We start from the raw sequence: 17,782 nt of genomic DNA, 5'->3' as shown, positions 1-17,782 counted from the left end.
GACTGAGCCTTCGGATCGCTCGCGGAAAGCGCTCGGTTTTCGCTCCGGGGGAACAGCTGCCGCAAGTCCGGCACTAGGGGGAAGCTACCCGTCTAGACGGCCTGCGCCAGAACGGTTTTGGAAAGGGCACGCTGCAGGGCTTCGATGCAAATCGGATCGTGCGATTGCCCTGCGCCTTCCCAGAGGATCGACATCGCCTTTGTAACGGACATCGCGGGCCTGTATGGCCGATCTGCGGTCAGCGCATCGAACACGTCAGCCGTCGAGACGATCCGGACTTCCATGGGGATATCCTCTGCGTGCAAGCCACGGGGATAGCCCTTTCCGTCCAGTCTTTCATGATGCGCGCCACCGACGACCGCCGCCGCCGAAAAGGCACCGATGTTCGAGAGGATTTTCTCGGACAGCTCGGCGTGGCGCTTCATCTGCTTCCATTCCTTTTCATCCAGCTTGCCGGGCTTGTCGAGGACGCTGTTGCTGACGCCGAGCTTGCCGATATCGTGAAGCAAGGCGGCTCGTTTCAGCAACCGGCGTCCGACGAGATCGAGGCCCATCTCTTCGGCAATCAGATCTGTAAACAACGCGACGCGATCGCTATGGCCCGACGTGAAGGGGCTCTTGGCGTCGATCACCCTGGCGAAGCCGGCTGCGATATCATCCAGATAGTCCTCGTCTGCCATGATCATCTGCTGGCCGGGTTCCAACGCCAGAACGAATTCCTCGACGTCGTCGGCGTTCAGGGCCTCCCAGAAGCCTTCTGTCTGGGCGACGCGGGAGAATGCGTCGATCAACGATGGATCGAACCAGCGGCCTTTGCGCAGGCGAATTTCCTTCAACGCATTCTGTGGTCCACCGCTGCGCTGGAAGACATCGATCACTTGGGCCAGCAAGGCGATGCGAGAGAAGAGCGGGATGTCCTCGCCGGCCAGGCCCTCCGGTTTGCCGCCACCGTTCCAGTGCTCGTCGAGCCCCATGATGCCGTGTGCAACGCTCTCCGAGAAGCGCATCTGCCGGGCAATTTCGGCCCCACGCTGGCAGCGGGTTTGGATGAGTTCGGTGGAAAAGTCCCCGCCGTTCTGAAGGACATGGACAATACTGCGAAAGCGTTCCGCAAGACCCGCCTGCATGCCGGTGTGACCGATGACGAAACGCAGCATCTGGCCGAGACTGCTGTCCACCAGTTTGAAGTCGCGCTTGAAGCTCAGGTCATCGGCGAGATAAAGCTCGCATATCCGGGCCGCATTGCTGCTGCAGCCGAGATCTTTCAGGAGCAGCGTATAGTAGAGATCCTGGAGCTCGCTGTCGCCCAGACCAATTTCGCGGCCTATCAGAGTGCCTATGTAGCAGCAGCGGATGCAGTGCCCCGGAGGCTGTCCTTCCGTCATATCGAGCGCCTGGCTGAGAGCCTCTATAATTTCTGCCAAACGAATGTTGATGCCGACCATCGGATCAGTCTCCTCCGGGCCACAGATTAGCAAAGGAAAATTGACAAAAATTGAACCCGGCGCCAGCGCCATGTGTTGCGGCACTCTCCCGCTCCTACCTGCACGTCACGGGGCAAGGGTGATCTTCGTTTCGTTCGCTGGTTTCAGTTTGCGATCCGCGTCGGGTTGCAGCATGTCGGTAATACGGTCGGCCGCCAATGCTCCGCTGACGAAGAACCCCTGGCCGCTATCGCATTGGATCGAGCGCAGGAATTCCAGCTGATCTTCTGTTTCGATGCCCTCTGCCACCACTTTCATTCCGAGAGTGTGTCCAAGCTCGACGATGGCGTTGACGATTGCGGTGTTCTGCAGCTTCTTGCCTAGCCCCGCGACAAACGATTGGTCGATTTTCAAAGTGTCGATGGGAAAATCGCGGAGATGGGTCAGCGAAGCATAACCAGTGCCGAAGTCATCGAGCGACACGTGCACTCCTGCTTCGCGCAACTCGGTCAGCAGGCGCCCTACCAGCTTCGGGTCGTCCCCCCAGAAGACCGTCTCCGTCACCTCCACCTCGAAGCTTGACCGGGGAATTTTCATTCCGTCGATTTTTCTGATCAGGGAGCTCGCAAAATCGGGATCCTGAAAACTGTATTCACAGGCGTTGAAGCTGATCGTGCCGGGATCGATCCCCATGGCCCGCCATCGGAGGATGTCGCTGACGATGCCATCCAGTATGTGCCTGGTGATCGTCTTGGAACTGGTCGGATCCGCAAAGGCCGGCCAGAAATCCGAGGGACCGCTGATCGTTCCATCCTCATTCTCGATACGAGCCAGCGCTTCGAAGCCATAGACGGACAGATCGTCGAGCCGGAATTTTGGCTGGTAGTAGGGCACAATGCGGTTCGCAGCAGCCGCGCTGCGCACCTTCTCCAATGCCATGCGACGTGTGTCGAAGATCGTCGCGATTTCCGGGCCGAAGAAGCCGATGCTGCCACGGCCGGAGCGCTTGATCTTGTAGAGCGCCATATCCGCACATCTCAGCAATTGGTCCGGTGTGTTCGCGTCGTCCGGAAAGCAGGCAATACCGATCGACGCGGAGACGTGGATCGCTTCGCTCTGAAACCGGATCGGCGATTTCACCTGGGACATGACCTCTTCTGCCAGCGTACGCAGGTCGTCCGTCGCGATCGGTCGTTCCAGGACCAGCGCGAATTCGTCACCGCCGAGCCGGGCAACGAAAGAGCTCTCGCCCGCCACCAACTGCAGCCGCTTTGCGATCCTGGCAATGACCTCGTCTCCCGCCTGGTGGCCGAGCGTGTCGTTGACTTCCTTGAAGCTATCGAGATCGATCAGCAGAAGCCCGACTTTCTGGCTTTCATGCCGGGCCTTCGTCAGCCGCTCGGCCAGGTCTTTTTGAAACCAGTGCCGGTTTGCAAGGCCGCTCAGGTGATCGACGTGGGCACTATGCCAAAGCGTCCGCTCTGCATCGTGCCGTTCGGTGATATCCTGAAAGATGCCGATGATATGGGCCGGCACCCCGTTTTCCATCTCGACATCGCCGCTGCAGCGAATGCGGCGCTTGCGACCGCGCGCAGTTATGAAATTTGCCTCGACCGCAAAGGCACTGCCCAGCTTTACCGCCTCTTCGACTGCGTGCCTGACACGTGTGCGGTCCGGCTCGGGATAAAACTTGAGCCCGTCTTCGAGCGTCACCGTCTCGCCGTCCTCGAGTTCATGGAGAATACGGATCTGATCGGACCAGATGACGGCGTTCGTCGCTATATCGATGCGCCATGCGCCGATGGCAGCCATTCTCTCGACCTGCGTCAGCAGCGCTTCGCGGCGACTTGCCTCCCTGGATTGACGATGGGCTTCGGCGGTCGCCGCCTGGGACGTAACAAGATGACGGTGCGCCAGTAAGAGGCCTTCGACAGCACGCCCCAGACGCACAAGCTGCTGGATTTGCTGTTCGCTCGGCTCCCTGGGGTCCTTGTCGATAACGCAGAGCGCCCCGAGACAAAGTTCGCCATCGAGCGAGAGAGGCACACCGGCGTAGAACCGGATATGATTGTCGCCCGTGACCAGCGGGTTGTCTTTGAAACGAAGGTCCTTCGACGCGTCGTGAACGACAAGCGGCGCATTCTCTTTGATCGTGTAGTCGCAGAACGCGATGCTGCGGGACGTGCCATCGAAGTCGATGCCACATTTCGCCTTGAACCATTGGCGGTCCTCCGCCATCAGCGATATCACCGAAGTCGCACAGCCGAAGATAGTCGCTGCGACTTCGACAATCGCGTCGAACGCTGCGGTTGGTGCCGTCCCGATGATCTGCAGATCCTGAAGGGCCGCTATGCGCCTGGTTTCTTCCACTATGCTTCGCTGAACCATCGCGACGCTCCTCATTCGATAGTCCTTCGGATCAATATTGGGGGTCTGGATGTATTTGCAGGCGCAGTAACGGCATCCCTGCCATCATATGCAGTATCTCTAAAAAATTCATTTCGAAGGCCCCTAAGTCAAAATAGGCATTTTCGATGTATTTTGACAGGGATTTTGAAGACGAATGCGACCTTCGTCCCTACAGATATTTCCTGCGTGGCTAATGACCGGTTTCTTTTGGAGCTTAGTTGATGATTGTCGCGACACTGAATTGGTAGGAGCACTCTAGAAACTGTCTTCGGAAAATCCAAAATTTAATAATTAAAACAACATTCGCTTGCTTGAAATTGAGTTGTATATCGGGGTTGGACATTCATTGGAATTTGGGCTGCTTAAAGCGGCACTGAAATAAAATACCGCAGTCTGGCAACCCAAGAATCTCCACCGTATTTCCCGCAGACTTGCATAAGAAGAATTTAACCTTCTTTCGCGGCGGGTCAAAAACCTGGCATCCGGCGTTACTGGCAAACCACCGCTGTTTCTGTCCAAAAGGTCACAAGCCGAGGCCCTGCCGGCGTGGGCCGACACACCGATCACGCCTGATCCGATTGCCATTTCCCGGCGTACCGCAACCTAGGAAATTGAGTAAGGAAATCTGTCTTGGCCGCCGCTGGAGCATCAATGAATGAGCTGCCGTTTCCGCTGACGCGCACTGCCGCGTTGCAGCGCCTGCGCGAATTTGTACCCGATGCCGGTGCAAGCTACGCCCGCCTGAGAAATTTCGACCACGGGCCAGGTGGCCACGTGAATGTCTCGCGCCTTTCAGCCGCGCTTCGGCGACGCCTGATCGGCGAGGACGAGGTCGTCCGCGCCGTCTTGGCAATGCATGGACCCACAACATCAGAGAAGTTTATCAGCGAAGTCTTCTGGCGAACCTACTGGAAGGGATGGCTGGAGCAGCGGCCGACCGTCTGGACCGGTTACCTGCAATCGCTGGACCGGGCGCGCGAGCACCTCGATGCCGATACGGCCAGGTCGCGGCGCTACGCCGATGCCTGCGCCGGCCACACCGGAATAGACTGTTTCGACGCCTGGGCAGCAGAGCTGGATGCCACCGGCTATCTCCACAACTGGGCGCGGATGCAGTTCGCATCGATCTGGATCTTTACCCTCGGCCTGCCATGGGAACTCGGAGCAGCCTTCATGCTGGACCGCCTGATCGATGCAGATCCGGCATCGAATACCCTGTCGTGGCGTTGGGTGGCGGGACTTCATACCGCAGGAAAAGCCTATCTGGCCGATGCCGAAAGAATCCGCACAATGACCAGCGGCCGGTTCGCGCCCCGCGGGCTCGCCCAACACGCCAGGATAACTGCCGACACCGTCTCGGTTCCGCCCGCCTCGCAGCCCAGAACTTCGCAAACGCCCGACGACACCTCACCCGCCCTGCTGCTGGTCACCATCGAGGATCTGTCGCTCGAAACCTTGCCAGCCTTCGACACCCTCAACGTCAAGGCCATCGCCTTTCTGTCGGAGGACAAGGCTGCCGATCGCACGTCGCTGGAAGATGCCTTCGCGCGCCTCAGGTCGCGCTGGCCCGACGCGGTCGTGCTGGGAGCACTCGGTCCCACTGCGTTTCACGACGCGAAAGCATCGGGATGCCGTCAGGTTGCGACCGGGTTTGCGCCCGTCGGCCCGACAGCCGATCGGTTGCAACGTCTTCGCAGGCAAGCCTTAGACGACGGGCTTCCGTTTGCCGAAAATCTCCGCCCCTGGGATCGTCGCGCCTGGCCGCATTGTCGCCAGGGCTTCTTCGGGTTGAAAGAAAAGATCCCCGAACTCCTCAAAGCCGCAGGCCACCAAGCATGACACGACAGCGTAGCGTCACAGTGCTCAGTTTACGGAGACATTTCCGATGAAAGACCGTTTTCGCCCCGTACCACAGAGCCGTCTTGGCCGTCTGGCGGCCCTTGGCCAGATCGCCGGCGGCGTCGCCACGGGGATGCTGGGCGAAGGCTTGCGCCGTCTGGCAGACGGCGAGCGACCGCATCTGAGCGACCTGCTTTTGACCCCCTCAAACGCCTTGAAGGTTACTGAGCAGCTGTCGCGCATGCGCGGTGCAGCGATGAAGCTCGGCCAGATGTTGTCGCTCGATGCGGGAGACATGCTTCCCCCGGAATTGACCGCGATCCTCGCCCAATTGCGCAACGACGCACACTTCATGCCAACATACCAATTGGAACGCGCACTCTCGGCAGCCTGGGGACCGGGCTGGCGACGTCACTTCGCGGAGTTCGACACGAAGCCCGTCGCCGCCGCCTCCATCGGCCAGGTCCATCGCGCCCGTCTGGTCTCGGGGCGCGAACTCGCGGTCAAGGTCCAGTATCCCGGCATCGCCAGAAGCATCGACGGTGACATCGACAATGTCGCCACCCTTTTGAGGATTTCTGGCCTCGTGCCGGTCGGTCTCGACATCGCACCTCTGCTTGCCGAAGCCAGGCGGCAATTGCACGAGGAGGCCGATTACCTGCGCGAAGCGGCACAGATGCGCCGCTATGGCGAACATCTCAAGGGAGACGGTAGATTTGCGCTGCCCGAGCCGTTCGAAGAGCTTCTGAGACCCAACGTCCTGCCAATGGATTTTGTGGCAGGCATCCCGATTGAAAGCTTGGCAAATGCCTCCCAGATGCAGCGCAACGCCGCCAGCGAAGCGCTGCTCGATCTTCTTCTGAAGGAACTGTTCTCGTTCGGGCTCATGCAGACCGACCCGAACTTCGCCAACTATCGCTGGCAGCCCGATAGCGATCGGATCGTCCTCCTCGACTTTGGCGCCACGCGCATCGTCGAGCCGGAAACCGCCGGGGCCTACCGCGATATACTGCGCGCAGGCATAGCAGGCGACGTGGACCATGTCCGCAATGCGCTGGTCGCGATTGGATTCGTGTCGGAGGCGCAGATAGCCCGTCACCGCGTAGCGATCAATGCGATGATCGCTATCGGCTTGGAGCACGCGCATACGAGTAGGGACGGCCTTTTCGATTTCGCCGATCGGCAGTTTGTCGCAGTGATAAGGGATCTGGCTGCACCCGTGATTGACGATAGCGCCAGCTGGCGCCTGCCACCGCCGGACAAGCTCTTCCTGCAACGAAAGATCAGCGGCATGGTTCTGCTGTTCACTCGGCTGCAGGCGCGCCTGCCGCTGCTGGAAAAACTCGGCGCCTACACCTGATCGGAAGCCTAGTCACGCACTACCGCGGATCTAAACGTGCTCCATCCCATTGCTTCGCCCATCAATATACATTATAATTAAATGTATATTGATGGGCGAAGGATGCCGTGATGGCAATGACAAGGGTTACCGAGAAGCTTTCAGTGATGCCGCAACCTGACCTGGGGGACTTCAAGCTCTTCGCAGATCAGGGATTTACGACGCTGGTCAATGCCCGGCCGGATGGGGAGGAGCCATCGCAACCGGGAACGGCGGCCGAAGAAGATGCCGCTCAGCGAGCGTATCTGAAATACGCATTCGTACCCGTTACCGTTTCGACGATCACGGAAGCTGATGTTCGGGCATTTCAGCGGGTCATGGATCAATCGCCTGGCCCCGTCGTCGCCCATTGCAAATCGGGCACCCGCGCATTGCTGCTTTACGTTATCGGTGAGGCCCTGGACGGCCGGATGGCAGTTGCAGATGTCACCGCGTTCGGACAGACGCATGGCATCGACACGTCGGCGGCAGCCAGATGGCTGACCACGCACATCGCGCGGCGTCCCGTGGTCACGGGCTTCTTCGACGAGCGCACCTCCAGCATACAGTATGTGCTGTCGGACCCTGAGACGGGCAAGTGCGCCATTATCGATCCGGTGCGCGATTTCGACGAAAAGGCCGGTTCGACGGGAACCGCCAATGCCGACATCATTCTCGATTATGTCAGGCAGAACCGACTTGAGGTCGAGTGGATCCTCGACACCCATCCCCACGCCGATCACTTTTCCGCAGCTCAATACCTGAAGGAAAAAACCGGCGCTCCGACCGCCATCGGCGAAAAGGTCGTCGACGTCCAAAAGCTCTGGAAATCGATCTACAACTGGCCGGCTCTGGCGACCGACGGCTCCCAGTGGGACAGGCTTTTCGCGCACGGAGAAACATTCCGCGTCGGCTCGATTGACGCGAGGGTCATGTTCTCTCCCGGCCATACCCTTGCATCCGTTACCTACGTGATCGGCGACGCTGCCTTCGTGCACGACACATTGTTCATGCCCGACAGCGGCACGGCGCGGGCCGACTTTCCGGGCGGCGACCCGCATATGCTGTGGCGCTCGATCGGCGACATTCTGGCGCTTCCCGACGAGACGCGGATTTTCACAGGCCACGACTACCAGCCCAACGGCCGCGCCCCCCGTTGGGAAAGTACCGTGGGTGAGCAGAAGCGAGCCAACTTCCACATTGCCGGCGTATCGCAGGAGGCGTTCGTCAAACTGCGCAGGGAGCGCGATGCGACACTCCCCATGCCGAAGCTCATCCTGCACGCCCTGCAGGTCAACATTGTCGGCGGAAGGTTGCCGGAGCCGGAGGCGAACGGCATGCGCTACCTGAAATTTCCGCTGGACGCTCTCGAAAGGACGGTAGCCTGATGACCGCAGATCCAGATAAATCAGCAGCACCGGCACTGACGCCTCAGGATATGGCAGCCCGCGCAGCCACCGTTGCAGGCCTTATGAAGACCCTCGCGCACCCCGCCCGGCTAATGATCGTCTGCACCCTGGTGGAAGGCGAGCGCTCGGTCGGCGAACTCGAGGTGATGCTCGATCTCCATCAGCCGCATCTCTCCCAGCAGCTGACTGTGCTGCGTGAGGCGGAGATTGTGGCGACCCGCCGCGAGGGGAAGCAGATTTTCTACAGCCTGACCGAGGAAAAGGCCGCCCAGCTCGTGGGCGCTCTCTACGAGATATTCTGCAAGCCGGAGGCCGGGCAATGACAACCTACATTCCGTCGCTCATCGGTGGCATGCTCATAGGCCTTTCGGCCGTCATGCTGCTGCTGCTCAATGGCCGCATCGCCGGCATCAGTGGAATTGTCGGTCGCCTAGTGCAAGGAACGGGCATTGCCACGAACATCGCTTTCGTTGTCGGCCTATTCCTCGGCCCTGTCGCCTATTTCGCTTTCGCCGGGCATTGGCCCGCTGTCGAGATTTCAGCCGGCTGGCCGCTTCTGAGCCTCGCCGGCCTCCTCGTCGGCTTCGGATCGCGGATGGGGTCCGGCTGCACCAGTGGCCATGGCGTTCTCGGTCTCGCGCGTCTCTCGCCCCGCTCGATGATTGCCGTTACCACATTCCTGGTGGCCGGTGTCATCGCGACGACGGTGCTTCGAGGGCTCGGACAATGAACCGCACCCTCCTCCGTATCCTCGCGTCTCTGGCGTCAGGCATCGTTTTCGGTTCCGGCCTCGCCCTTTCAGGCATGCTGAACCCGGCGCGCGTGCAGGGGTTCCTTGATGTCTTCGGCGCCTGGGACCCCAGCCTTGCCTTCGTGCTCGGCGGCGCCGTCCTCGTCGCGTTTATCGGCGTGCGCATCATGAAGCGCATGAAACGTCCCGTACTCGACGACAGCTTCCGCCTGCCATCCAGCACAGCGATCGACTCGCCGCTGATTGCCGGTGCTGCGTTGTTCGGCATCGGCTGGGGGCTCGGCGGCTTTTGTCCCGGCCCGGCGATGGCCTCCCTGACGGTCGGCTTCTCCGGGTCTTTTGTCTTTGTGATCGCCATGCTCGTCGGCATGGCGTTGCACGACCGGGTGTGGAGCAAACCGGCGTGACCTATTCAATCGTGTCCGCGGTCGGTTCGGGCAGCCTCGTCGGCTTCATGCTCGGGCTGCTTGGAGGAGGAGGTTCGATCCTCGCCACGCCGCTGCTGCTTTATGTCGTCGGCGTTGCCGAGCCGCATGTTGCCATCGGGACCGGAGCACTGGCTGTTTCGGTCAATGCCTTCGCAAACTTCGGCATACATGCTGCCAGGCGCCATGTCTGGTGGCGCTGCGCCATCGTCTTCTCGGCGCTGGGCATGGTCGGCGCCCTCGCCGGATCGACGCTCGGCAAGTCCATCGACGGGGACAGACTGATGCTGCTTTTTGGCGGCGTTATGGTGGTGATCGGTGCACTGATGCTCAGGCCCAGGAAGCTGAACACGGAGACGCCGCGACCTGTCGATGCCAGGATGTGCCTGATGACGGCAGGCGTGGCCTTGGTCTCGGGGCTGGCATCCGGCTTCTTCGGGATCGGCGGTGGTTTCCTGATCGTTCCCGGGCTTATGCTCGCCACAGGCATGCCGATGATCAATGCGGTCGGATCATCGCTTCTGTCGGTAGGCGCCTTCGGACTGGCGACAGCCATCAACTACGCGGCATCCGGCCTGGTCGACTGGAGGCTTGCATCCGAATTTGTCGGCGGCGGAGTAATCGGCGGCGTCTTCGGCATGCTGCTATCGACGCGGCTCAGCGTTTACAAAAGCTTGCTCAACCGTATGTTCGCTCTGCTGATCTTCGTCGTCGCCGGCTGCGTGCTGTATCGGAGCACGCTGGGGCTGGCGAGCCGATAGCACCGGCCGGCGCCGACGTGGTATCCGATACGCTGATCCTCACGTCCAAAGAAGCGCCCATTGGCGAACACTTGCATCAGCCACCATTCCGCAGGAAAACCGTTTGCATGAGCGTTCCGACAACTTACCCCTTCGACTTCGACCCTACCTACGGCATGCTTGTCGACGACCTGCTGGCGATCAGGCCACCGCCATCGCCGCCAGGTTTCGACGCGTTCTGGAAAGCCCGCTATCGCCGCGCCATCGCTGCCGATCCAAAACCGATATTGCGGCGGAGCAAGGCAGCGCATCGGGACTGGCATGTCCTCGATATCAGCTACACCTCGACTGGTGGCTTTCCGATCGGCGGCTGGCTGCTGTTGCCTCGGACCGGGCCGGTTCGCCGTGGCCTTGTCGTCGGCCACGGATATGGCGGGCGCGACCAGCCGGACTACGACCTTCCGGTCGAGGACACCGCCCTGTTGTTTCCCTGCTTTCGCGGCCTTTCGCGGAGTTCCCGGGCTCCCATTCCAAGCGACGCTGCGGGCCATGTGCTCTACGATATCGACCACCCGGATCACTACATCATCGGCGGCTGCGTCGACGATCTGTGGCTGGGGGTCTCGGCCCTGCTGGCCCTCTACCCGTGGCTTGCGGGCCATATCGGCTATAGCGGCATCAGCTTCGGCGGCGGCATCGGCGCGCTCGCGATCCCTTTCGATACGCGCATCGCCCGTGGTCATCTGGTGGTGCCGACATTCGGCGACAGGCGGGCATGGCTGACACTTCCGACCGTCGGCAGCGCCCATTCTGTGCAGGCTTACGCAACCAGCCATCCGCATGTGCTGGAAACGCTGACCGTCTTCGATGCAGCCGTGGCAGCCTCCAGGATCACCGTGCCGATGCTGACAGCCGTCGCGCTTTTCGACCCGGCGGTGGCTCCGCCCTGCCAGTTTGCAATCGCCAATGCGCTGCCAAAATATAATGAAACTTTCATCCTCGATGCTGGCCATTTCGACTATGATGGCAGCGAGGCTCAGGAAGCCGTCCTGCGCGATAAGGTGAGACAGTTCTTCAAGGACCTATGAACCGCGAATATTTGCGCTGGTATAGCCCGCGCCTGCATCGAGACATGGAGTTGCTGGTGTTCGGGCACGCCGGCGCCAAGGTCCTGATGTTTCCAACGCGCGACGGACGGTTCTGGGAATACGAAGCGCTTGGGCTCGTTGCCAGCCTTGCGGACAAGCTCGAGGCCGGACAGTTGCAGCTTTACTGCATCGAGGGGCTCGCGAGCGAAAGCTTCTACAACGCCCACCGACGTCCAGCCGAGCGCATCGGCCGCCACGCCGCCTTCGAAGACTATATCCTGCATGAAGTGCTGCCACTGATGGCCGCGAAAAATCAGGATGGCTGCACCATCGTCCACGGCTGCAGCCTCGGCGCCTTCCAGGCAGCCAACCTCGTCTTCCGCCACCCGCACCTGTTCCGCAAGCTCGTCGCCTTCTCGGGCCGCTACGATCTCACCATGAAAGTCGATTACTTCGGCGATCTGCTGGACGGCTATTATGACGACCGGGTCTACTTCAACACGCCGCTGCACTTTCTTCCCGGGATGACCAACGACTGGCGGCTGGACAAGCTACGCCAGGTCGAGATCGTGCTGACGATCGGCAAGGATGATCCGTTCCTCGACAACAACCGTCTGCTCAGCCACGTTCTGGCAGACAAGCAGGTCGGCCACCAGCTTCACCTCTGGGATGGCCGCGCCCACCGGGGAAGCGCCTGGAGAAAGATGGCGGCGCTCTATATCTGAGCGACAATCGGCGCCTCTACAGCAATCAATCCGCGCGCGGAAGCGCATTTCTGCGCCACCGCACCGGTAACGACATCGCCGCCCTGTTCAACCTCTGAGCTAGCCTCAGAGCTTGACCCAGGCGCCGTTTCGCTTCGACGAGGCAACGCAGGCGTCGACGAAGGCAACGCCTTTTACACCGTCATCGACGTTTGGATAGACGACATCCTTGTCGACAGTCTTGCCGGCCTTCGCGGCATTGATGGCGTGGGCAGCCTCGGTGTAGATCGTCGCGAAGGCTTCGAGATAGCCCTCGGGATGGCCGGCCGGAATGCGCGAGACGCGGGCGGCGGCCGGACCGGAGCCGGCACCGTTGCGGGTGATCAGCCGCTTGGGCTCGCCGAACGGCGTGAACCAGAGATAGTTCGGATCGGCCTGCACCCATTCCAGCCCGCCCTTGGTGCCGTAGACCCGGATCTTCAGCCCATTCTCATGGCCCGGCGCCACCTGGCTGCACCACAGCATGCCCTTGGCCGGCTTTTCCGTGCCCTTGGCCTTGAAGCGCAGCATGACATGGGCGTTGTCGTCGAGCGGACGGCCGTCGACGAAGCTGTCGAGATCGGCAGCCAGGCTGTCGAGCTCCAGCCCCGAGACGAAGCAGGCGAGATTGTAGGCGTGTGTGCCGATATCGCCGGTCGAGCCACCGGCCCCGGACTGTGCCGGGTCGGTGCGCCAGACGGCCTGCTTTGCCCCGGTCTGCTCGACCGCCTCGGTCAGCCAGTCCTGCGGATATTCGGCCTGTACGACGCGGATATCGCCGAGCTCGCCATTCGCCACCATTTCCCGGGCCTGGCGGACCATCGGATAGCCGGTGTAGTTGTGGGTGAGCACGAACAACGCACCGCTCTCGTCGGCAATTTTCTTCAGCTTCTTTGCGTCGGCAAGATTGGAGGTCAGCGGCTTGTCGCAGATGACGTGAATGCCGCGCCGCAGGAATTCCTTGGCGGCGTCATAATGGACATGGTTGGGTGTCACGATCGACACCGCCTCGATGCCGTTCTTCAGCTTCGCCTCGCGGATCGCCATCTCGCGGTAGCTGCCATAAGTCCGGGATGGCTCAAGACCGAGATCGAGCCCGGAGGCCATCGCCTTTTCCGGCGTCGACGACAGGGCGCCGGCCACCAGTTCGAACTGGTCGTCGATGCGGGCCGCGATCCGGTGAACCGCGCCGATGAACGCCCCCGCCCCGCCGCCGACCATGCCGAGCCGGATGCGCGGTGCACGGGCCTGTTGCTTTGAACCTTCGATTGCCATGGGTTTCTCCTGGAAAATATCTGTTTTCTCTTCTCCCCAGCGGGGAGAAGATGTCCGAAGGACAGATGAGGGGGTGGGCGACGCGAACGCCTCGTGCGCCCTCATCCGGCTCTGCGGGCCACCTTCTCCCCGCTGGGGAGAAGGGGAAATGGACTAAAGCCCCAGCATCCGCCGGTTTGCCGCATCGTCGGTGCCCCCGGCGGCGAAATCGTCGAAGGCATGCTCGGTGACGCGGATGATATGCGCCTTGACGAACTCGGCACCTTCGCGCGCGCCGTCTTCGGGGTGCTTCAGCGCGCATTCCCATTCGACGACAGCCCAGCCGTCGAAATCATTGGCGGTCATCTTGGAAAACACCGCGCCGAAATCCACCTGCCCGTCGCCCGGCGAGCGGAAGCGGCCGGCCCGGTCCACCCAGCTCTGGTAGCCGCCATAGACGCCTTGGCGGCCTGTCGGGTTGAACTCGGCATCCTTGACGTGGAACATCTTGATGCGGTCTTTGTAGATGTCGATATTGTCGAGATAATCCAGGCACTGCAGGATATAGTGCGACGGATCGTAGAGCATGTTGGCGCGCGGATGGTTCTTTACCCGCTCGAGGAACATCTCGAAGGTGACGCCGTCATGCAGGTCTTCGCCCGGATGGATCTCATAGCAGACATCGACGCCGTTTTCCTCGGCATGGTCGAGGATCGGCGTCCAGCGCTTGGCCAGCTCCTCGAAAGCCGTCTCGACGAGACCCGCCGGCCGCTGCGGCCATGGATACATATAGGGCCAGGCCAGAGCCCCGGAAAAGGTTGCATGCGCCGAGATGCCGAGGTGCTTCGACGCTGTCAGCGCCATCTTTACCTGCTCGACCGCCCACTCCTGGCGTGCCTTCGGATTGCCGCGCACCTCCGGCGCCGCAAATCCGTCGAAAGCCTCGTCATAGGCAGGATGCACCGCCACCAGCTGGCCCTGCAGATGCGTCGAGAGCTCCGTCACCTCAACGCCATTCTGGCGCGCCACGCCGGCAAATTCGTCGCAATAATCCTTCGAGCTGGCAGCCTTCTTGAGGTCGATCAGTTGTCCGGCCCAGGTCGGCACCTGCACACCGACATAGCCCACATCGGCCGCCCACTTGGTAATCGAATCCCACGAATTGAAAGGTGCAGCGTCGCCTGCGAACTGGCCGAGAAAGAGGCCAGGCCCCTTGATGGTCTTCATGTCAGATTCCTCCCTGAACAGATACCGTAAACGTTTCCAATGCGGTCCTGCTGCGCCCGGGGGCACGCAGAGGGCTCCTCAACCCACCGCAGAGACTCCAGCCTGATGGCCAGAAGTCAACGTGCAGCGAACTAATCACGGGCGTCCGACATGCGCAAGAGGTACGTACCGCATTTATGGATGCACGACTGTAGGTACGTGGGAATTTTGACCGTGCCGCTTACAACGTCGATCACTCTCGGGCTTCTGGCTAACCACTCAAGAACAGGAGGCAATCACGAAATCGCAAAAGCTGCATTAAATAATTTTAAAGCCTATAGATGTAATTCAGAAAACGTGTTTATATGCCTTGTCGCAACCTTAGGTAATAATCATGCAACTCAACACAACATCCGTTAACTTAATGTCTGCTTCAAAGACCCCCGAAGATGCCGCGAAATTTTTTCTTGGCGCGGTTAGTCAGGGCCTCGCCGCCGTCGTGGCGGACGCGCTTTCCAAAGCAGTGTCGAATACGGTATCGATTTCCACAAAAAACGCATCAATTGTCGGCTGGGAAAGCCTGATTGGCGGGCTCGTAATGGAATTGGCTTGGGCTACGCCACTTGTTGTCGATGCGAAACCCATGGCGAGAGTGACAGGCTATGCACCATGCGTGCCCGCAGGAACCGTGTCGTCGCTCGGCATCAGCGTCGGCATTGGGGTTAGCATCTCAGCAACATTCTAAACACAATGGTAGTGACGATACCTGTCGCCACTACCATCCTCCCAATCGCCCGCTGGGTCCCCGTTGTTCACCAGACCCATCGAGCATCGTCAGCACCTACAGGTCATCAACGCGGCTTTTCCACCAAACCTGATGGAACATGCCCGCAAAAACGGGAGCGTTGTTCACATCTGTGCCGCGTCCCATCCTCTCGCAATAGCGCCCTCCAGGCTTGGCTTCCGTCGATCTAGGTTGCTCGCGGCTATGGCTGTACGCGACTGGCCAAGGCAATTTGCACGACACTTGACAAGTCTCCTGTGCTCCTTAGGGCTACGGTCTGAATTTCGCTTTCAGGAGACCACGGAAATGGCGCACGAACTCAATATCCCGCACGGTACACCGACCATCCTGCGGAACGCGTCGCTGGACACGCCGGAAATCTGGGAGGCTCGCGTCGATCTCGCTGCTTGCCTCAGGAGCGCTGCGCGGCTGGGCCTCGAAGAGGGCATCTGCAACCATTTCTCGGCGCTCGTTCCCGGCCATTCGGACCTGTTTCTTGTCAACCGGCTGGGCTGGGCTTTCCAGGAAGCAACGGCCTCTTCGCTGCTGATCTGCGATTTCGATGGTCACGTGGTCGCCGGGGACGGTGTGCCGGAGGCGACGGCCTTCTTCATCCACGCCCGCCTGCACAAGATGCTGCCGCGCGTCGGCGCTGCCTTCCACACCCATATGCCGAATGCCACTGCGCTCAGCATGGTCGAAGGCGAACCGCTGGTCTGGGCAGGCCAGACCTCGCTGAAATTCTATGGCCGAACCGGCGTCGACGAGCACTATAACGGCCTGGCGCTCGACGAGCGTGAAGGCGACCGGATTGCTGCCACGCTCGGCACCAACGATATCCTGTTCATGAAGAACCATGGCGTCATGGTCTGCGGCCCGAACATCGCCGAAGCCTGGGACGATCTCTATTATCTGGAGCGTGCCGCCGAAGTGCAGCTCAAAGCCATGAGCACCGGCCGCCGTCTGCTCGCCGTTCCAGCCGAAATCGCGTCCGCCGCCGCCCGCCAGATGCGAGAGGGCGACCCCGAAAGCGCCCGGATGCATCTCGAGAGTATCAGGCGGGTGCTGGACAGGCAGGAGCCAGAATATCGGAGTTAGTAACCGCGCTGCTATGGTGCGGCCCCCTCATCCGGCCCTTCGGACCACCTTCTCCCCGAGGGGAGAAGGGGAGACCTGCGCAGATCGCGTATATTGCGGTTAGCCACCGGCTGACTAAATGGCAACCTGGTTCCGAGAGAAAAATTGCCTTACCCTTCTCCCCCTCGGGGAGAAGGTGCCCGGAGGGCGGATGAGGGGGTCTCCCCCCTCAATGCTCACTTGTAGACAATGACCTCAGAACGGCGAATCCGGGAAATAGAAGTCTTTGGCGTTGTCCTTCGTAACCAGCGTCGCATCGACCAGATAGGTGCCGCGCACCGGAACCTGCCCGTAGAAATTGGCGACCGTCAACTCAAGCGCCGTTCCGACCATGGCCGGCGGATAGAGCACGTCGACGGGGATCATCTTGTCGCCGTCCATGACCTTCTTGATCATATCCTTCGAGCCGGCACCGGCGATCACGTATTTGATATCCGTGCGCTTGGCCTGATCGATGGCCTGCAGCACGCCGACAGCCATGTCGTCGTCCTGGCACCAGACCACGTCGATCTTCTTGTACTTGGTCAGGAAGTCCTGCATCACCTTGAAGGCGTCGTCGCGGTTCCAGTTGCCGTACTGGCGATCGAGCACCTTGACCTTGGAGCCGGCAATGCCCTTGTCGAAGCCATCCTGGCGCTGCTGGTCGATCGGGATCGGCAGGCCCCTGATGACGACGACCTCGGCATCCGGCGTGTTGGCCTTGATATATTCGCCGGCGGTCTGGCCGAGCGCCGGATTGTTGCCGGCAACATAGAGATCGCGGATCGTATGGTCGTTGACGCTCGGCGCGCGATCGACGATGGCGACGAACTTGCCCTTGTCCTTGACCTCCTGCATGGCGTTGACCAGCGGATCCGGATCCGATGGCAGGATGACGAGGGCATCGATGCCCTGCGTCGACAGGTCCTGCACCGCATTGGCCTGGCTCGCCGGATCAGCCGAGGTCTTGACGATGATGTTGAGGCCCGGATGTTGGGCCATCAGCAGCTTGGCGACACGGTTGGCATGGAATACCACGCCGGACGTCCAGCCATGGTCGGCGGCCGGGATAGACACGCCGATGGTGACTTTCTTGTCTTCCGCATGGGCAGCGCCCACCAGCGCGGCAAGGGCGACAGTCGTAGCCAACAGGATTTTACGCATATCTGTTCTCCTCCCAGAGAGTATCGGGGTCGATATCGCAGAAGACCGGGCG

16 protein-coding genes are annotated in these 17,782 nt (G+C 60.7%); 11 read left to right on the top strand and 5 right to left on the bottom strand.

Annotation, left to right across the window (positions count from 1 at the left end; translation table 11 throughout):
• Positions 1-92: 92 nt before the first annotated feature.
• Positions 93-1,445, bottom strand: coding sequence for an HD-GYP domain-containing protein (locus tag J5278_RS04890; RefSeq protein WP_209184938.1), 1,353 nt, complete (start codon positions 1,443-1,445; stop codon positions 93-95).
• Between the two features lie 105 nt (positions 1,446-1,550).
• Positions 1,551-3,812, bottom strand: a complete 2,262-nt coding sequence (locus J5278_RS04885) for an EAL domain-containing protein (protein WP_209184939.1) — start codon at positions 3,810-3,812, stop codon at positions 1,551-1,553.
• Between the two features lie 672 nt (positions 3,813-4,484).
• On the opposite strand from J5278_RS04885, the gene J5278_RS04880 reads away from it, so the two are divergent.
• From J5278_RS04880 to J5278_RS04840, 9 genes are all read left to right on the top strand, one after another.
• Positions 4,485-5,672 carry an FAD-binding domain-containing protein gene (locus J5278_RS04880; RefSeq protein ID WP_209184940.1) on the top strand — a complete coding sequence of 396 codons (1,188 nt, stop codon included), beginning with the start codon at positions 4,485-4,487 and terminating at the stop codon, positions 5,670-5,672.
• Positions 5,673-5,718: 46 nt separating this feature from the next.
• Positions 5,719-7,032: an AarF/ABC1/UbiB kinase family protein gene (locus J5278_RS04875; RefSeq protein WP_209184941.1), complete on the top strand. Its 1,314-nt coding sequence runs from the start codon at positions 5,719-5,721 to the stop codon at positions 7,030-7,032.
• Positions 7,033-7,142: 110 nt separating this feature from the next.
• Positions 7,143-8,438 carry a bifunctional sulfur transferase/dioxygenase Blh gene (gene blh, locus J5278_RS04870; protein WP_209184942.1) on the top strand — a complete coding sequence of 432 codons (1,296 nt, stop codon included), beginning with the start codon at positions 7,143-7,145 and terminating at the stop codon, positions 8,436-8,438.
• Entirely contained in the window at positions 8,438-8,782 is a 345-nt protein-coding gene (gene bigR, locus J5278_RS04865; RefSeq protein WP_209184943.1) for a sulfite-sensing transcriptional repressor BigR, read from the top strand. Before blh ends, bigR begins: the two co-directional genes overlap by 1 nt.
• Positions 8,779-9,189: a YeeE/YedE family protein gene (locus tag J5278_RS04860; RefSeq protein ID WP_209184944.1), complete on the top strand. Its 411-nt coding sequence runs from the start codon at positions 8,779-8,781 to the stop codon at positions 9,187-9,189. The genes bigR and J5278_RS04860 overlap by 4 nt, the downstream gene beginning before the upstream one ends.
• A complete protein-coding gene (locus J5278_RS04855) occupies positions 9,186-9,617 on the top strand; it encodes a YeeE/YedE family protein (protein ID WP_209184945.1) in 432 nt (143 codons plus the stop codon). The genes J5278_RS04860 and J5278_RS04855 overlap by 4 nt, the downstream gene beginning before the upstream one ends.
• Positions 9,599-10,396: a sulfite exporter TauE/SafE family protein gene (locus J5278_RS04850; protein WP_209184946.1), complete on the top strand. Its 798-nt coding sequence runs from the start codon at positions 9,599-9,601 to the stop codon at positions 10,394-10,396. The genes J5278_RS04855 and J5278_RS04850 overlap by 19 nt, the downstream gene beginning before the upstream one ends.
• Before the next feature lie 107 nt (positions 10,397-10,503).
• The gene (locus J5278_RS04845) at positions 10,504-11,463 is read left to right on the top strand and encodes an acetylxylan esterase (protein ID WP_209184947.1); all 960 of its coding nucleotides are present in this window, start codon (positions 10,504-10,506) and stop codon (positions 11,461-11,463) included.
• A complete protein-coding gene (locus J5278_RS04840) occupies positions 11,460-12,188 on the top strand; it encodes an esterase family protein (RefSeq protein ID WP_209184948.1) in 729 nt (242 codons plus the stop codon). The genes J5278_RS04845 and J5278_RS04840 overlap by 4 nt, the downstream gene beginning before the upstream one ends.
• 105 nt (positions 12,189-12,293) lie before the next feature.
• On the opposite strand, the gene J5278_RS04835 is transcribed toward J5278_RS04840, so the two are convergent.
• The gene (locus J5278_RS04835) at positions 12,294-13,481 is read right to left on the bottom strand and encodes a Gfo/Idh/MocA family protein (RefSeq protein ID WP_209184949.1); all 1,188 of its coding nucleotides are present in this window, start codon (positions 13,479-13,481) and stop codon (positions 12,294-12,296) included.
• Positions 13,482-13,634: 153 nt separating this feature from the next.
• Positions 13,635-14,687 carry a sugar phosphate isomerase/epimerase gene (locus tag J5278_RS04830; protein WP_209184950.1) on the bottom strand — a complete coding sequence of 351 codons (1,053 nt, stop codon included), beginning with the start codon at positions 14,685-14,687 and terminating at the stop codon, positions 13,635-13,637.
• 373 nt (positions 14,688-15,060) lie between these two features.
• On the opposite strand from J5278_RS04830, the gene J5278_RS04825 reads away from it, so the two are divergent.
• Positions 15,061-15,411: a hypothetical protein gene (locus J5278_RS04825; RefSeq protein WP_244615377.1), complete on the top strand. Its 351-nt coding sequence runs from the start codon at positions 15,061-15,063 to the stop codon at positions 15,409-15,411.
• 345 nt (positions 15,412-15,756) lie between these two features.
• Positions 15,757-16,548 (top strand): aldolase, encoded by a 792-nt coding sequence (locus J5278_RS04820; protein ID WP_209184951.1) that lies wholly within the window; start codon positions 15,757-15,759, stop codon positions 16,546-16,548.
• 234 nt (positions 16,549-16,782) lie between these two features.
• Here the strand turns inward: J5278_RS04820 and J5278_RS04815 are convergent, their stop codons facing one another.
• Positions 16,783-17,730 (bottom strand): substrate-binding domain-containing protein, encoded by a 948-nt coding sequence (locus J5278_RS04815; protein ID WP_142830434.1) that lies wholly within the window; start codon positions 17,728-17,730, stop codon positions 16,783-16,785.
• Positions 17,731-17,782: the final 52 nt, after the last annotated feature.

Source organism: Rhizobium sp. B21/90, assembly GCF_019355815.1.
In the GTDB taxonomy this organism is placed as follows: Bacteria; Pseudomonadota; Alphaproteobacteria; order Rhizobiales; family Rhizobiaceae; genus Rhizobium; species Rhizobium rhododendri.
This window is presented reverse-complemented; position numbering and strand designations above follow the sequence as displayed.

Coding starts and splice junctions, on each gene's coding strand:
- J5278_RS04875 (WP_209184941.1), top strand. CDS start 5,719: ATGAAAGACCGTTTTCGCCCCGTACCACAGAGCCGTCTTGGCCGTCTG.
- J5278_RS04820 (WP_209184951.1), top strand. CDS start 15,757: ATGGCGCACGAACTCAATATCCCGCACGGTACACCGACCATCCTGCGG.
- J5278_RS04830 (WP_209184950.1), bottom strand. CDS start 14,687: ATGAAGACCATCAAGGGGCCTGGCCTCTTTCTCGGCCAGTTCGCAGGC.
- J5278_RS04860 (WP_209184944.1), top strand. CDS start 8,779: ATGACAACCTACATTCCGTCGCTCATCGGTGGCATGCTCATAGGCCTT.
- J5278_RS04890 (WP_209184938.1), bottom strand. CDS start 1,445: ATGGTCGGCATCAACATTCGTTTGGCAGAAATTATAGAGGCTCTCAGC.
- J5278_RS04880 (WP_209184940.1), top strand. CDS start 4,485: ATGAATGAGCTGCCGTTTCCGCTGACGCGCACTGCCGCGTTGCAGCGC.
- J5278_RS04825 (WP_244615377.1), top strand. CDS start 15,061: ATGCAACTCAACACAACATCCGTTAACTTAATGTCTGCTTCAAAGACC.
- J5278_RS04815 (WP_142830434.1), bottom strand. CDS start 17,730: ATGCGTAAAATCCTGTTGGCTACGACTGTCGCCCTTGCCGCGCTGGTG.
- J5278_RS04855 (WP_209184945.1), top strand. CDS start 9,186: ATGAACCGCACCCTCCTCCGTATCCTCGCGTCTCTGGCGTCAGGCATC.
- J5278_RS04885 (WP_209184939.1), bottom strand. CDS start 3,812: ATGGTTCAGCGAAGCATAGTGGAAGAAACCAGGCGCATAGCGGCCCTT.
- J5278_RS04845 (WP_209184947.1), top strand. CDS start 10,504: ATGAGCGTTCCGACAACTTACCCCTTCGACTTCGACCCTACCTACGGC.
- blh (WP_209184942.1), top strand. CDS start 7,143: ATGGCAATGACAAGGGTTACCGAGAAGCTTTCAGTGATGCCGCAACCT.
- J5278_RS04840 (WP_209184948.1), top strand. CDS start 11,460: ATGAACCGCGAATATTTGCGCTGGTATAGCCCGCGCCTGCATCGAGAC.
- bigR (WP_209184943.1), top strand. CDS start 8,438: ATGACCGCAGATCCAGATAAATCAGCAGCACCGGCACTGACGCCTCAG.
- J5278_RS04835 (WP_209184949.1), bottom strand. CDS start 13,481: ATGGCAATCGAAGGTTCAAAGCAACAGGCCCGTGCACCGCGCATCCGG.